7 protein-coding genes are annotated in these 17,372 nt (G+C 38.0%); 4 read left to right on the top strand and 3 right to left on the bottom strand.

The annotated features are described in order from the left end of the window. Positions 1–441: 441 nt before the first annotated feature. The 3 genes from TY21_RS03570 to TY21_RS03580 all read left to right on the top strand — a co-directional run bounded on the left by TY21_RS03570 (position 442) and on the right by TY21_RS03580 (position 4,971). Positions 442–3,174, top strand: a complete 2,733-nt coding sequence (locus TY21_RS03570; protein ID WP_232044400.1) for an AMP-binding protein — start codon at positions 442–444, stop codon at positions 3,172–3,174. Positions 3,175–3,266: 92 nt separating this feature from the next. After that, positions 3,267–4,712 (top strand): cysteine--tRNA ligase, encoded by a 1,446-nt coding sequence (gene cysS / locus TY21_RS03575; protein WP_042240983.1) that lies wholly within the window; start codon positions 3,267–3,269, stop codon positions 4,710–4,712. Positions 4,713–4,719: 7 nt separating this feature from the next. After that, a complete protein-coding gene (locus TY21_RS03580; protein ID WP_042240937.1) occupies positions 4,720–4,971 on the top strand; it encodes a MarR family transcriptional regulator in 252 nt (83 codons plus the stop codon). Between the two features lie 382 nt (positions 4,972–5,353). Here TY21_RS03580 and TY21_RS03585 read toward each other — a convergent pair whose 3' ends face one another. The 3 genes from TY21_RS03585 to rimO form a co-directional block, all read right to left on the bottom strand. After that, the gene (locus tag TY21_RS03585; protein ID WP_052354518.1) at positions 5,354–11,326 is read right to left on the bottom strand and encodes a hypothetical protein; all 5,973 of its coding nucleotides are present in this window, start codon (positions 11,324–11,326) and stop codon (positions 5,354–5,356) included. A 475-nt stretch (positions 11,327–11,801) separates the two neighbouring features. Further along, positions 11,802–13,400 (bottom strand): lysine--tRNA ligase, encoded by a 1,599-nt coding sequence (lysS, locus tag TY21_RS03590; protein WP_042240976.1) that lies wholly within the window; start codon positions 13,398–13,400, stop codon positions 11,802–11,804. A 518-nt stretch (positions 13,401–13,918) separates the two neighbouring features. Beyond that, complete coding sequence (gene rimO, locus TY21_RS03595; protein ID WP_232044402.1) at positions 13,919–15,409, bottom strand: 30S ribosomal protein S12 methylthiotransferase RimO; 1,491 nt, start codon at positions 15,407–15,409, stop codon at positions 13,919–13,921. Positions 15,410–15,782: 373 nt separating this feature from the next. Here rimO and TY21_RS03600 point away from each other — a divergent pair, with 373 nt between their 5' ends. Next, a complete protein-coding gene (locus TY21_RS03600; protein ID WP_130589521.1) occupies positions 15,783–17,324 on the top strand; it encodes a hypothetical protein in 1,542 nt (513 codons plus the stop codon). The last annotated feature ends 48 nt before the right edge of the window (positions 17,325–17,372 follow it).

Consider the following 17,372-nt stretch of genomic DNA (forward strand, 5'->3'; position numbering starts at 1 on the left):
CTCTTTTGCAAGAAAAAAATGTAGGAAATAGGTAGGATAGAGGGAATAAATTTTTTAACTTAACCATTTTTATATATTGATGATGCCCTTAGGATAAAAGTGGTAAATCAGAATGCTTCTCAATGGTTGATTAATTTTTATGCAAATTAGCATGCGAGGGATGAAATTTACTGTTACTAATTTTTTTAGATAGCCTGTTTACTTTTTATTTATGAACTTTTCCTCATGCCTATTGGGAAAAAAAGAAGTCTATCTCTTAATCTGAGCATGTATGGGCTTTTCCTTTATAGAAATTAGTGCGGTTTAATCAATAACGAAGAATTAAGCTAGGAGAGAAGGCTGGTCTATTAGTAGAGCGTGGAAGGAGCTAGAATTCTTCTTGTAAATTTTAATCCATTAAATGAAAATGCTCGGCTATAAAAGCTTATAAGGAATTTCCACATGATGAAAAAATTTTTGTTTATTATTACCTATTATTTATTGAAGTGCATGCTATGGTTTAGATATCGCATCAAAATAGAAGGGCTCGAAAACATCAATTCCCAAACTCTAAAAAGGCCAGGAGGGGTTTTATTTCTTCCCAGCCATCCTGCCATTTTTGTTGATCCAATAGCTGTTTCTATGGCTGTAATAAAAAAATTTCCTATTCGCCCCATGATTACAGACTATATGTATTATCATCCGGCGATTAATAGGTTTGCTCGTCTTATAGACGCTTTGCCAGTGCCCAATTTTCATACTACCACTAACAGCTTAAAGCGCAAGAAAAATGAAGAGGTTTTTCAGGCTGTGATAGACGGCCTTAATAACAAGCAAAATTTTCTTGTTTACCCGGCGGGTAAGACCAAGGACACTAATCTCGAGATCATTGGAGGGGCTTCAGGGGCTCATAAAATCATACAAGGAGCTCCTACTCTAAATGTCGTACTGGTTAGAACAAAAGGATTATGGGGTAGTAGCTTTTCAAGAGCTTTTACACCCGGTTCATCTCCTCTTATGTTTCCTACAATTATAAAGGGAATCAAGCATGTCCTCAAAAATTTAATTTTATTTACACCTCGACGAGAGATAATCATTTCTTTTGAGGTGGCACCTGAAGATTTCCCTTATAAAGGTACACGTATCGAAATAAATAAATATTTAGAATCTTGGTATAATCAGCCGGATGGCCTTTCTAAAGAAAATAATAAAGCTCCTGGTGATACACTAGTGCTTGTTCCTTATAGTATATGGAACAATAAAATTCCTAAAATTGAGGATCTAAAAGCTCCTGCTGAAGCCGTTATCCCTTTAGACACTATTCCTAATGAAGTGCAGGAGCTAATCATTAATAAGTTATCAGAAGTGGCTGATATAGAGGGAAAAGAGATAAAATCTTCCATGATCTTGTCTTCAGATTTAGGATTGGATTCGTTGGATATGGCTGAGTTGGTGGTTTATCTAGATGAAAAGTTTGACGTTAAAGGAGTAACTGTTACGGATTTAACCACTGTCAATAAACTCATGGGATATGCCGCAAAAAAAATCACTACTCGGCTTATAACAGAGACCCATGCAAAAGCCTCTGCTAAATGGGAGGTAAATGGATTTCGTACACGTTGTTACATTGCACCAGGTCATACTATCCCTGAAGCTTTTTTTAATGTATGTTCAAAAAGGGGTAAGCAACCCGCTTGCAGCGACGACCGTACAGGCATTCTAACATATTCTCAAATGAAGTTACGTGCTATCCTCCTTGCTGAATACATCCGAAAACTACCAGGCGAATATATTGGAATCCTTCTTCCCTCCTCTGCAGGTACTGCTATCCTTATACTGGCTGTACAGCTAGCCGGGAAAGTTCCTTTAATGATTAATTGGACAGTAGGTTCTCGTCATTTGGAATCCGTAGTTTCTCTTTCTAAGATTGAGGTGGTCCTAACTTCATGGACTTTTCTAGATCGTTTAGAGAATGTAGAGTTGAAGGGTATTGAAGAAAAACTTTTAATGCTTGAAGACGTACGCCCGCATTTAGGAATTAAGCAAAAGCTCAAGGCCTTATGGCGTTCAAAACAAAGCAATAATAAGATATTTAAAAAGCTAGGTTTTAGTAATAATCCCGAAAATGTAGCCGTTCTTCTATTTACGAGTGGTACGGAAAGCATGCCTAAAGGGGTTCCTTTAAAGCATGCCAATATTCTTTCTAATTTAAGAGCTTCTCTAAATGATGTAGAAATTTTTAGTGATGATGTATTTCTCGCCATGCTCCCTCCTTTTCATTCCTTTGGATTTACTGTGAGTAGTTTATTAGGAGTTCTTTCGGGCTTTAGAACCACCTTTTATCCCAATCCGACCGATGGAAAGGGGCTTGCCTCTGCTTTTGAAAGATGGGGAGCTACCCTTATTTGTGGGGCGCCTACTTTTATAAAAGGCATGCTAAAAGTGGCTAAAGCGGAAAACTTGAAGAAAATGCGTTTATGCGTAACGGGGGCAGAGAAAGCTCCTCTTGACTTATTTCAGCAAATAGAAAAAATAGGGAAAAAAAATCATCTTCTTGAAGGCTATGGAATTACGGAATGTTCCCCCGTACTAACTATTAATAGGCCTAACCAACCCCATAAAGGCGTAGGCCAGCCCCTAAGTAATGTAGAGCTAATGATTGTTCATCCTGAAACTCTCGAAATTCTTCCTCCCGATACCCAAGGATTAATTCTAGCACGAGGGCCAAATGTTTTTTCTGGGTATCTCAATCCAGGGGTGTCTAATCCTTTTGTAATGGTAGATGGTAAAGAGTGGTATAAGACTGGGGATTTAGGGTTTCTAGACGCTAACAATGCTTTAACGATTTCTGGGCGTATGAAGCGTTTTGTGAAGATAGGAGGCGAAATGATAAGTTTAGCTTCAGTTGAAAACGTGCTTTTACATGTGAAAGAGGAAAAGGGCTGGGATGCCGTAGAAAACGAGGGACCCTTACTAGCCATGTGCGCCAACGAAGTGGATGGAGAAAAAACCAAGCTTTATCTATTTACCCGTTTTGAGGCTACAGTCGATGAAGTGAACAAGATTTTAAAAGAAGGAGGATTTAGCAATTTAGTCAAGGTAAATGCGGTCTATAAGCTTGATTCTATTCCTATCATGGGTACAGGTAAGGTCAATTATCGGCTGTTAGAGAACCAATATTTGAATAAAGCATAAGGATGTTAATAGTTTGTTAGGATAAAACTTGCAAAAATGATTAGAAACAAGATTTTGAAAAATAGATACTTAAATGAGTATAGCAAATAATGATAGAGCAAGCCGAGAAAAGCAAAAATTCACTCAAATTCTTTAATACTGAAAAACGAACTAAAGAAATATTTAAACCTTTTGACGATCGAATGGTCCGTATGTATACATGCGGCCCGACAGTTTATAATTTTGCTCATATTGGCAATTTTAGAACCTATATTTTTGAGGACGTGTTAAGACGTACTTTAAAATTTTTCGGCTATAAAGTGATGCAAGTCATGAATCTTACAGATGTAGACGATAAAACTATCAAAGGTGCTATTGCTCACAATATAACCTTACAAGAGTACACAAAGCCTTATATTCAAGCATTTTTTGAAGATTTAAAAAGCCTTAATATTGAACCTGCTGAACACTATCCTGCGGCTACCGATTATTTGGAAGACATGATCCAAATGATACAAACTTTATTACATAAAGGAGTTGCTTATAGAGGAGGCGATGGAAGTATTTATTATGCTATCGGCAAGTTTCCTCGCTATGGATGTTTATCCCATCTCAAATTAGAGGAATTGCAATCAGGAGCCTCGGAGCGCCTCACAGCAGATGAATATGACAAGGAAAGCGCCTCAGATTTTGTTCTCTGGAAGCATTATAATCCCGAGCGAGATGGAAAAATTTTTTGGGAAAGTCCTTTTGGGCCTGGACGTCCAGGTTGGCATCTAGAGTGTTCTGCTATGGCAATAAAAATTTTAGGAGAAAGTATCGATATTCACTGTGGAGGGGTAGACAATATATTTCCTCATCATGAAAATGAAATAGCTCAATCCGAAGCTTATAGCGATAAAATATTTGTTAAATACTGGATGCATGCAGAACATTTAGTGGTAGAGAATAAAAAGATGTCAAAAAGCCTAGGGAATTTTTATACCTTACGAGATCTTTTAGAAAAAGGCTTCACAGGACCACAAGTGCGTTACATGCTCCTGCAAACGCATTATAAGACTCAACTTAATTTTACTTTTTCTGGTTTAGAAAGTGTTAAAGCTGCTTTGCAAAGACTTAATGATTTTATTCAAAGGCTTCTAACTTATAATAAAGGTAACGAAAAGGGTTTAGTTGGACCTCTTGTGCAGAAAGCCTACCATGCATTTAGCCATGCTTTAACCGATGACTTAAATATCTCTGTAGCTTTAGCTGCTGTTTTCGAATTGGTTAGAGAAGTAAATGCCATTAGCGATACCCAAAATATGAGCGTTACCGAAGCTCAGGAGGTCTTACAGGCTATGCGCGAATTTGACTCTGTTTTAGGGGTGCTTAACTTCGAAAAAGTTAATGAAGATATTCCGGATGAGTTACAGCAGGCCCTGCTTAATCGTACAAAAGCTCGAGAAAATAAAGACTGGGCACAAGCAGATGCTTTAAGGGATTTTATTGTAAGCAAAGGTTATCTTATTGACGATACCCCAGAGGGTGCCCGTTTAAAAAAAATTGAAAATATATAAGGAATACATGTCCCATAAAGCTCATACAGCCGATGAAAGATTTATTATATGCGCCTATCAAGCTCTTGAAGCTTTAAATGATAAAGAAGCCCCTTTAAATTTCTATCAAGTGGGTGAAAAAGCAGGAATTACGCATAAAGGAGTTAAAGCTATTTGCAAATTGCTTATACAAGCAAACTTTATAAAAAAAATTTCTGATGAAGAAATTTATCTTACCCAAAATGGAGAGCAGCTTGCTTTACGGTTGTTAGATGAATAATCCTTTGAAGCCTATATTTAGGTACTTATAACAAGTAGAATAGTGGGATTAATCCTAATAATTGGCCGTCTCATTTTTCTCATCTTTCAAGGGTCTCATCTCTAAACCTATAAGGTTTGCTCATTGCACTAAAGCTTTGTTATAAACGGATCAATTGTGTATGTGCTAAGTAAGTCTTTTTATAGCCTGCCTAAAGCCCCTCTGTTAGCAGACTAAACTTTATACTTCTCGAGCTCTATAATAGCGATCTTTCAGCTGGCACTTACTTTTATTTACGCAACAATGCCTACTGTATAAGCGCTCCTAAGGTATTAACCAACTTAGTTAAGTTAAAGAAATCGTTCTTACTTAACTTATCACTGTTTAGAAAATTCTTTCATTTTCACTCCTTATTATCTTTAAAAAAGTGTGTCTTTGAAGTAATTCCTTTATCAGCCAGGTAAGAGGATATAGTATTTAAATAATTATAGGCTTGCTGAAGCTGTGTAGGGTTAAATAGAGAATAATCACAATATTGAAGATCCAGTAACTGAATCTGAAAGCGAGCCGTCGTGCGTTTGATTTTTTCATTTGCTTGCTGAAAGTCAGGCGATGAAAAATAGGTGTTAAGTACGGTCCAGAGTTGCAAAGCAAGCAGTCGAATAGGCTCAGCGGAAAGAGAATCTAACACCATCCTTTCACTTAAAAAAGACTTTTCTATAGAGAAGTTATGAGTAGTCTGGTCTAGGTAAATTAGCTCATGTTCTGACTCTTTCTTACTAGGGTAAGACCCTATTTTTTTGGTTAAAGTAGCTGTTGGAAATTTTTGTTCTTCTACCTGTTTTTGTTGTTTTTGATTTCTTTCTAACAATTTATCGATAGATAGTAAAATTTCTTCATCGTTTATCTGATTGCACCAAAGTTCGAGATGAACGACTGAGAAATTAATTTCGAGAGCTTTAGCTAAACTGCTAGCTCCTTGGTTACTTATCTCATTTCCGCTAAGTTTGAGGACCCTGAGCGACGAATTGATTTCTAAGGCTTTAGCTAAAGCATTCACACCTTTATCGCTGATCTGATTACTTTGTAAATCTAGCTTTGTAAGGGAGCTGTTAATTGCTAAGGCGTTAGCTAAATGATAGGTGCCAAGATCGCCTATTTGATTAATATGAAAATCTAGCTCTTTTAAAGAGGTATTTATTTTGAGCACTTTAGCTAAAGCTGTAGCGCCTTCAGAGCCTATCTGATTGGCTTGGAGGTCTAGTCTCGTTAGCGAGGTATTTGCCTCAAGAGCTTTAGCTAAAGAGATAGTGCCTGTATTGCCTATGAAATTATTCCCAAGTATGAGACAAGTGAGCGAGGAATGAGTTTTTAAGGCATTAGCTAAAGCAGTAGTGCCAGGATTGCCTATCTGATTGTGGTTAAGGACTAGCTTATTGAGTGAAGGATTGGCTGCTAGGAGTTTAGCTAAACCGGTAGCACCTTGATTGCTTATTTTATTTCCGTTAAGTTTAAGCACACTGAGTGAAGGATGAATTTTTAAGGCATCAGCTAAAGTGCTAGCCCCTGGATCGCCAAGTTGATTATTATGCAGGTTTAGCTTAGTGAGCGAAGTATTTACTTTAAGCCCATCCATTAATGCTCTAAATACTAGCGGGGGTATGGCTCCTCTATGCTTTAGCGAGGTTAGAGAATTATCGAACAGGCCTTGAAGGTGCCTCATCTCTTCCCCCGAAAAACTTTCTAAATTATAACGAATAAGCAAAGGCCGCTGATTAATAAGCTCAGAAGATGGCAATAAAGGTAGATCACACCCTCTTAAGGTTAAACTCTTAAGATAAAGGCATTTTTTAGCCAAGGCTTTAATCTGGAGGAAAGAAAGGCGTGTGCAACCCTCTAGCTCCAGTTCTTCTAAAAGGGGAGCTTCTAGCTCTATAAAAGTTAGGGCTTGATTGCCTTTTAAAGCAAGAAAGCGCAGGTTAGGAGCTTTTAAAATAAGCTTAGAAAGACGGGTGCAGCTAGAGAGGTTAAGATAGGTCAAACACGGCAATTCGGAGAAAGAAAAGGACTTTAAAGCTTCACAATGGCTGGCATCTAGCTTAGTAAGGGCAGCCGAAGCTTCTAGCAGGTTTCTTAAAAGAGCATCATTTAATGCTTGGCAGTATTGTAAAGATAAAGTTTCGAATGAGGAAGAGGTCATAGCTTTAAGCAAAGCAAGCTGCTGCTTGTGCTGAGAGATATCTATAAAATCTAGGACAGCTTCGCGTAAGTCGTTAGTCAAAAGTTCATGAAAAGTTTTAATATTTCCTGTCTTTATGGCAGCAGCAACCGTTTGAAGGTACTTAGGATTGCTTTGCTCTTTCAAAGTTTGTAGCTCTTTTAATGCTTCTTGAGGGAGGTAACGCCCTTCATGCTTGGCTAAGTCTTTAGTAGGCATATTGCTTGACTTTAAAAGGGAGTGACTTGTACTGCTAGTCACTAGGCCATTAGGACTTCTTTCGTAATATTGCCCTGGCCCTTTTAAAAAGCGCTCATAGGGGGAAAGGGTAGCATATTGCAGAAGATCGGTATAGCATCTTCCTAGAGGAGGATCTAAGCGGATTAAAAGCTCTAGAGGGGTTAAACTGGCATTGTTTTCTAAAGCGCGTTGGAGGCAGGCGAGCTTTTGATAGATTTTAGCTACTGTTCTAGGCGGTAAAAGGATAGAAACTACCGGATTTTGCTTATGGTAAATATAAACAAAGTCGCGGTCTTCTTCGGTAAAGAGCTTGGCATAACGTTGCTGCTGTTTATCTAAATTTCTTAGCCACGTTTGTAGAAGTTCCAAGGGCTTAATCTGTAAAAAACGTTTGATTGTTTTAGGATGAAGAGACTCATGCATCTGGTTTAAGCAGAATAGAATGCATTTGACCTGCAGTTTTCCTTGTTTTGAAAAAGAAGGAATAAAGGCATGATCGTTGTCTACACACACTAGCTGCTTTTTTTCCTCCCCTTGATGATTGATAAAAGATTGTAAGATGTAGTTATCGGGTTTGCCATCTTCTGGATTGACGAGCATGGCGAGGAGCATCATATTATGCAATCGATGTAAATCCAAATCAGTCAAAGTGTTGCCAGCTTTTAAGGCCTCGTCTAAATTTTGTCCTTCGCTTGTTTCTGAAATTAATAAAGGGTAAGGGTTATGACGGGCATTGTAGCATTTAAATAGCTCTGTCTCCGGCGTTCCATGCCCAATGATTAAGCGATGCAAGCTTCCTACCGCATATTCCCTGCCTGCCATCTCCGGATTAGGTTTAAAATGAAGCTTACGATGGAGATAACTTACTGCTACGATGGCGCTGCGCCCAGGAGTGCCGGAAAGCTTAATAAACTCTAACCCCGCATTTAACGGAAGCTGTTGTATGACAAGAGGATGTAATGCAGCTGGACCAGAGTCCACTCCTTCCCATTCAAACCCATGCCCAGTAGCCGGTAAAGTAAAAAGAGCAAGAGATCGTAAGTAAGCAAAGGCGGGTAATTGAGTTTCTAAAAGATGTAAAGCCTCTCCTATCTCAGAGTTTTGTGCATGCTTTGTCGCAAACTCTAAAATTTTAGCTGGATGCGTTTTAGTGCCCGCCCCCTTTTTAGCAAGCTCTATGAATACAAATAAGTTATCTTGAGCCATGGCTTTTTCTAAAGGGGTTCTTCCTTGATGAAGGTAATCGGGGTAATCCAAATCCACTCCCTTATTGACCAGCTTAGCTAATATAAAGGAAAAACGCTTAGGTGCAAGGGCAGCACGATTAATGAGAGAGAAAAGAGGAAGGGAATGCTGATCGTCAACAACATTCGGGTCAATATCTTCTTGCGCTAGCAAAAGCTCGACAATAGAGAATACCTGCTCATCTTCTAAGTTAGGTAAATCATAGGTACGCATCAGCTTGTGCAAGGCTGTTTGTCCAGCTTCATCCACTTGGTTAACTTTGGCCCCTAACTGTAGCGCTAACTTAACTAAGGAAGGTTTACCTAATTGAATAGCTATCAGTAAGAGATTTTGCTTTTGTATCAAAGAAAGAGGAAGAGACGGGTAGAAGGAAAGGCCTGCAACTATTTTCAGGGATTTAAGTAAGGTAGGTATAGAAGCTGACCAGTTAAGCGTGATTAGAAAGTCGCTCACTTCCTCTTCTAAAGGCACTAAACATGGCAAAGCAGCCACTATAGATAAAGCAGTTGGCTCTAAGAGATCCTCAACGCTTGTGTGAAGGTGATGCAGAGCTAATAGAGCATCTAAAGGATTAGCATACATTCGCATCAGGACTTGATAGCAGGCAAAAGTAGTGGGCTCTAAAGCTTTAAAAAGGTCATAGTGAGTCACATTATCTTGTTTAAATATGTTTTGGAGTAGTTGCAATTTTGTAAAGAATGTCGTTAATAGCCCTTTAGGCAATAAAAGTGGGAGATCTAGTTTTTTATCGGTTGCTTCATCAAAAATGTCTTCTCTAGTTAGCTGCCCTTGGTAAATGAGTTTTTGGTACTGATGGTTTCTTTTATCTAGTTGTTTAATCCACTGCAGCAAGAAATCGACAGAGTTTAAATTGACCACGAATTTCTTGACTGAAGGGGCTATAGATTGGCTCATGCACCCTTTGAACAATAAAGGTAGGCATTTTAAATGGATGCTATGCCCTTTTCCTGAAGGAATAATAGCAGGCTCAAAAGCCCGGTCATTATCAATGCAAGCCAGCTTTAAGCTTTCTAGCTCTTGATCTTTCCAAGTAAGCTCTACGATATAGTTATCGGCTTTGCCATCGTTAGGTAAAATGAGGAGGCTGGCAACCACTAAACTACTAAATGATTCTTTATCAATTTTCTTCAATAAAGGAGGTATAAGGCGAAAAAGCTCTTCTATAGGCTTTTTTGGAAATAGCTTAGCCGTCCAACGTAAAGCTGCAGGCAAATCACTTAAAGAGCCTAACGAGGCATTTGAGGCTAACTTAGGATGTAACTTTAATATGGCTAAAAGTTGCCAGAAGTTGCTTTCTTCTTTCTTTTTTAAAAAGTCTTTGCGAAAAATATCCAAGGCTTGTTTTTCGGATTTTAAGCTAAACTCTCCTTCAGACGAAAATTCGCTTAAACGTTGTTCCTCAGATAGCTGTTCCATCCAAATTTTATATTCCCGGAAAAGCCTTTCAGGATCGGAAGGGTAAGACTGGTGCACTTCTTCTAAAAGAAAAGGCCAGCTTTCAATAACCTCCTGAGTAGTCAGCAAGCGTTCATCACTTAATAAATCAAACATTTCTATAACGCTAATTAGATCGGCTAGTAGCATAGCTTGAGGGCGGGTACTTTCATCAGCATGGCCGATAGTATAGCCGACCTGGACTGTACGAGCTTCCATGTATGTGACCCTACATAGCTTTTCTTTAAGCTGAGGAGTATCTTTAAAGATTTGCTGAGAAGTTTTACCTTGGTGCAGCTGTTGATTAAAAACTTTTTTTGCTCCCTGATCTATAGAAGCTTGCCAATTAAAAGTTAGGAGGTTAGATATTTTAAGGAAAGAGGTAGGGGCAGCAATTAAAGATTCTGAAGAAAAAGCTTGAGTTAAAGAAGCAGCCGCGTATTCCCAAGCGGGCTTTAGATAGTCAGAGACTATCGCAGCAGTAGGATTGGCTTTGCAATGGAGCCCGTATAATGAGGCGACCGCATGCCTGCCATGCGTATTGGTGCGACAAGGCAATCCTAACTCATCGATAGAAAGCATAGCACGCGCTTTGTCTATATCCAGGAGAAGAAAATCAATAGAATCCCCGCAAACCTGGGCTTTTAAAGCAAGCAAAGCTTCTCGTTTCTCGACGGAATAAGCAGTTAAGAGTTGGTTAAGAAAAGTAGTATAGTAATCTTTTAAAACTTCTAATTTTTCTTTAAATGAGAGAGTTAGACTTGAAGCTAAAGTGTCGGCAATATAGGCTAAGGTTGTATGAAAAGGTTGTAAGCGTGGATCTAAACAATCTTTTATTCCCTGCTCTATCAGCTGCTTTCTTTCTTCTTCTTTAATCATAAACCAAGGTAGCTTAAGGTAAGATACGAGCTTAGCTAGTTTGTTTTTTTCTTCGGGGGTGTATAAAGAAGATTCAGCGTAAAGGTGAGCGATGGTTTCTCCTAATAAGTCTTTTTCCTTACCCAAGTAGGCTGTCAGACGCTGGGTCAAAAGCCTTTCCTCTCGCGTGCTTTTATTTATGGATAATATCGAGGAGGAAAAAGAAGATAATGGAGGAGCGCTCCTACTCTCTTCTGTAATGGGAACATCAGAAACGAAGCTGTTAGTACTTTTTGCTTCTATTTCTGGCTTTTGATAAAAGATGCAAGGCGAAGGGTCTAAGAGGGGAGTAATTTGCATATGAATTCTTTAAATTTCTTTGATTGTTTATAGCTGCTAGTAAGGATAAGGTAGCGGAATGTAAAAGGGGAGAAGAAAGTCGCATAATTTTTATTACATGAAAGAGAGGTTTTAACACCCAAACGATTTTATTGAAAAATAAATTTAAGCTTTTAAATGAGTTTTCTCTATTATGTCAAGAAAATATTTGTTTTTCTAAAGGTTATAGCAAAGTTTATTTTTTACTTTGGTAACATAAATTCTCAGATGCTTAAAGAAGGAGATTTTCTAATTTTTTTGATCAATCGTTGTGCTGGCTTTAAAGGTGCTAGGCAGGGGGAGGGTGGCTTAGAGTTAGGGTTTTTTACGAGTAGGGATGCATAGGTTTAGTGGGCAAAAATATAAATAAATGTTTAGAGAAATATTAATATTCTAATGAATTAGGTGAAGTGAGCCTACAACCTATTAAGTAGCTCACTTCTAGAAAGCAAAGGAATTATTCTTGTGGTTTCATCCAGGGGAAAAATAATACATCCCTTATGGAATGAGAATGGGTCATCAGCATGACGAGACGATCTATGCCAATGCCTACACCCCCTGTAGGAGGCATTCCTTGGCAAATAGCTTCAATGAATTCTTCATCTAAAGGAGAAGCTTCTTCATCACCAGCTTCACGACGCTGGGACTGCTGTTCAAGTAAGCTTCTTTGTAACTCTGGATCATTAAGTTCGCTGTAGGCATTGCAAATTTCTTGCCCCAGCACAAAACTTTCAAAACGCTCGACCATACCATTTGCCCGCTCTGTAGCCTCACGATGTAATTTACATAAGGGGGTGGTTTCAATAGGGTGGTCGATGATGTGATGGGGCTGGATCAGATGAGGTTCAACATGTACAGCAAATAGTGCGGCGATAAGTAAACCTTTAGACATATTAGCAAGTTTTTTTGGATCTACATGTCCACTCTCAAGTAGCATGCTCCTCATTTCATTCTCTGAAAGCTTTTCAACATCTATCTGCGCATAATGAGAAAGGCTTTCTTTCATTTTCATTCTCGGCCAGGGGGCTTTAAAATCAATCGTTATCTGTTCTTTTGAATCTGGCAGAGTAGCTAGGACTTTTGTAGTTCCATGTAATTCTATAGCTAGTTTTTCAAATAGGTTTTCAACAAGACTCATCATATCTTTGTAGTCCCAGTAAGCCGCATAAGCTTCTAGTAAAGTAAATTCAGGGTTGTGATTGCGATCAATCCCTTCATTGCGAAAAACTTTTCCTATTTCAAATACACGATCCATTCCCCCAATGATTAATTTCTTAAGAGGGATTTCTAAAGAAATGCGTAAAAACATCTCCTGCTCTAAGGCATTTAAAGTGGTAGTAAAGGGACGAGCTTCTGCCCCACCATATATACTCTGCAATATAGGAGTTTCGACTTCCATAAATTTATGATTTTCAAAATAGTTACGAATAAAACGTAAAATTTTGCTGCGTATGCGAAAGGTTTCTTGCACTTCCATGTTGCTGATCAAATCCAGCCAACGTTTGCGATAGCGAAGCTCTTTGTCGGCAAGCCCTGCATACTTATCAGCTAAGGGTAAAAGGGTTTTACATAGTAAAGTGGCTTTATGGACAAAGATAGTCAATTCACCTTTATTTGTATGGAAAAGAAATCCTTCGATGCCGAGGATATCACCTAAATCTATTTTTTTTTCAATAAGTTTATAGGCAGAAAGATGTTCAGCGCCATCTTCACTTTGTTCAGGATGATAGCCGGACAATTCAGTAAGGTCACGATTAAACATGACTTGCAGACGCCCAGTTTCGTCTTGAATATGAGCAAAGGCATTTTTCCCCATTGCACGAAAAAGTACCAGTCTTCCTGCTATACGCACAGAAGGTGTCTTAGCTGCCATCGCATCGTCACTATGTCCAATATTTGCATGCTGATATTGTTCAATAACAGCTTGAGTGGAGTGAGTGGGAGCATAATGATGGGGGTAGGGATCGATTCCAAGGCTTCTTAGCTCGGCAAGCTTGCGCGAACGATTTTTAAATTCTTCGTGATGTTGATAAGCTGGAAGAGAAGGGGTGGTCATGTTATCTTGAGTAGGATTCATATTTTTTCAACGTTAGTTTATATTTTTATTGCTTAGTTATAAAAAAAAGAAAGCTGGGCTTTTTATTTCATTGCTTTGTCTTTAAAGAGAAACTCGTACATTTGGGACTGACAAGTAAGCAATATATCTCTTACCTAATTAAAGATAAAGAGGCGAGTAAGATAAGCTAATTTAAGTGGTTTTTGCAGGCTGCAAAGGTTAATTATTAAAGGCATTCTTCTTCTCTTGCTACTTAAAGATTTCCCTTTAGCTTAACGATAACAAGGCTATTTTTTTGCTAATAGCTTGATTACCTATAATAATAGGTCAAACCCGCCTTAACTGAATAAGGAAAAACCTGGATCAATCTTACTATTATTGCTTAAAGCTTTTCCTAATCTTTGCTTACTTAATCTTTATCCTCTGAGTTCTTGTAATATAGTGTCTTATCGTGCTTGATACTGGCTAAAATTCATAATGGCAAGCCTTGCGAATTAAGCTTAATAGCTTTTAAATACCTATAGTACTCTTCCTATTAGATCATAACCGGCAGCTTCCGTGATCTCCACTAAATATAATTCTCCGAATGCTTTAACTTTACGGCTGTCATTGATAATTATTTGGCCATCAATTTCAGGACACTGACCATAGAAGCGACCGACCATTAATAGATTGGTTTCTGGATGATACCCTTCTACGATGACCATCAATTTTTTTCCCACATACTTGCTATTAGCTTTTTTTAGTACTTTTTGTTGGATTTTCATTAATTTACGATAACGTTTCTCTTTTACCTCTTCCTCTATCTGGTTAGGTAGATTAAAAGAGTAAGATCCTGGCTCACGGGAATATTTGAAAATCCCAATATTATCTAGAGGATAATCTTGGATAAACTGAGCCAGCTCTTCAAATTGGTCTGCCGTTTCCCCCGGAAAGCCTACAATTAAGCTTGTACGGATGACGATATGAGGAATTTCATGGCGCAGCTTGGTAATAGTCTTAATAACATCTTCTCTTGAAGTGGCGCGGTGCATAGATTTTAACACCTCGTTATTAATGTGCTGGATAGGCATGTCTAAATAAGGGCAGATGCGAGCATCACTCTTGATAAGGGCAATCAGTTCATCAGTGATTTCATCGGGGTAAAGGTAAAGTAAACGCAGCCAGAACTTTTTATCTATGGCTAGCATGGATTGTAATAAATCGATCAAGGCTGCTTGATTTCTCGACCCCATATCCTTACCATAATCTCCAAGATCTTGAGCAATAAGAATAATTTCATGTACACCCTCGTTAAGCAAATAATTAAATTCTTTTAAAATCTGCTCTTTGCTTTTACTTTTAAGAGGTCCTTTGATAGTAGGGATGACACAATAAGCGCAACGCTTTCGGCAGCCTTCCGCAATTTTAAGATAAGCGTAGTGCTTAGGAGTGGATAATTGGCGAGGAATCTCCCCATTTTCCAAAAAACTGCGTCCATTGGAAACCAGCTTACCTTTTTGTGTAGACTGAACAGCTTGCAATATACCTTGTACGTCTCCCGATCCTAGAAGATAATCAATACCAGGGAATTGCTTTTCCATTTCCTCGTGATGAGTTTGTACCATGCAACCTGTGACCACCAGCTTGGCAGTTTTTTTGCGCTGTTGTAGAGCATGCTTAACTGTATCCATAGATTCTTTACGAGAAGCTTCCAAAAAACCGCAAGTATTGATGACCAAATAATTTGCTTGAGATAATTCCTGGGTAACTTCATAGCCTGCTTTCAACAAAATACCTAACATCACTTCACTATCCACCAAATTTCGAGGGCATCCAAGGCTAATAAAATGAATTTTATTTCCATCGTAATCAAAATGAAAAGTTCCTTCTTGAAGAGCTAGATTATCAATTTTATCATTAGCTAAGAGGGTGTCAGAGGAAGAAGAGGTGGCACAGCATGCCGCTGTATCTGAGCAACAGGATTTGAGGGCTAATGGTTTTTTGTCTTTGGGGATCATCGGTAGCATGAATAAAATTCTCCAGGAATAAATAAGGTTATAAAAACTATAAAGGTTAATTGAATATTTTTAAATCAAAATTTGATAAATGTAAAATTTATCTTTAAAAAAGTAGAGGATGATGTGAGCTAATAATAAGCCGAACCCTTATTATTTATCTCCTCAATTGAAACTAAAGATTGCCTTTTTAATTTATTCTCTATTATATTGCGACTAAGCACCTACTAGGATCGGATTGGTCTATCTGCCTTAATTATAAACGTTTAAGTTGCAAACTTCTATCTACCTGACATAAAAAGAATGGGGCGTTTGATGGCAATACAAATAGATAAGCCACTTAAAATAGGCTATTTCGCTTTTTTTATCCGGGAGTAAAATTTTTATGAATATATTTACTATAGCAACGGTAGAAGATCATTACTCGATTAGCCACCTTCATTTCCCTCCTTTAAGCAGTAAAACACATCGGTTCAGTCAAAAGTTAATGAGTTTTTATCTAAAGTCTCGCAGCTTAAATCTTATTGCTTTAGGATCAATTACTTGTAGTGTGGCAACTAGCCTTTTAGCTGTAGCTGAAACTGTAGCTGCGTTGGCTTATACTGTTTTTCTCACCTCTTTAAATTTCCTATCATTTTGCCGCTCAGAACTGTTGCAAAATCATACCGTGCAGGCTTGGGGATTTTGTATCCAGAGTTTTCTAATGGTCCAAAGTCCTTGGTTACTCATCTCTCAACTTAATCATTTAAGCAAATATGATAGGATAAGGCATGAGCATTTTCATAAAATTAAGAGCGCACAGATAGCGCAGTCACTAAGAGTGGCTTTTGATTTTATAGGCGAAGATTTCAAAATGAGTGAAGATTTTTCACCTTCCGAAGCTTATGGTTTTGCAGTAGCTGTAGAAGCTATGCCAGACTTAATCAATGAGGCTAAAAAATATATGCCTATTCTCCAAGATGCTGATCAAAACGAATTTGATCCTCAAAAGCTTGCTGATATAGATCGTTTCGAATTTATAGAATTTTTGGAAGACAAGAAGGGTCTTATAAACTCTCTGCAGCATTTAAAACTGCTGGCTAACATACCGGAAGACAAGAATGAGCAAAAAGAGCTCTTAGAATTAATTACTTTACAGTTGTGCAAGCATCAGCAATATGCTTCCCTTTTATTAGCTAATCCTATCGCTAAACTAGAACACATGCAAGGGCTAACGTCGCACCTTCCTACTCGACTAAAAGAAAGAGAGATTTTTTTTAAACTTAAAAGTTTTGAAAAAGCAAGCTATAGCCCTGCTTATCAAATGCAGCCCTTGGAAGATGCTAACGATGAAATTTATCAAATTTTTAATTTTAATGAGATCCCTTTACCCTCTACAGAGAAAAGCGAGGCAGCTTACGAAAAAAACCTAGAAATATATATAAAATACTCTATTAAGTACGTTATGTCTTCTGAAAGATATATAAACATCTTCGGTGTTGAGCAGGAAGATAGCTATTCTAAAAAAGAAGTAGTCAAAGCTTGCATTCAAGATTTAGAGGCGGTTATTCAAATTAATTTACTAGCTATATTGCTAGAGTTGATAGCTTTACAAAAGTGTAGATATAAATGTCCTAGCCCAGGACGCCAGCAAATAATTGAGCTAGCATTGATTGCCTATGAGTCTATTAAAGATAATAATAAGGCCAAAAATTTATTAATACGCATGATTTTGCAAGATAAGGAATTTGAGATCGAGAAAGATTCATTTATTGATAAGTACACGGGTATTAAATATGAAATCGATAGTACCACCAGGCAACAGGTACAAAAAGTTTTTCGCTACATTACAGTGCTTGCAGATCATCTCCAGTATCGAAAAGATTTAAATGAGGTTACTCTAAAAGCTTTAGAAGAAGTGGAAGGTTGTAGCAAAACTCAAGCTTAAGGGGAGTATTTTTTATCATTCCGAGGTCTAGCTCTTTTATTCTAAAGG

It is taken from the genome of Neochlamydia sp. S13 (genome assembly GCF_000648235.2).
Taxonomy (GTDB): domain Bacteria; phylum Chlamydiota; class Chlamydiia; order Chlamydiales; family Parachlamydiaceae; genus Neochlamydia.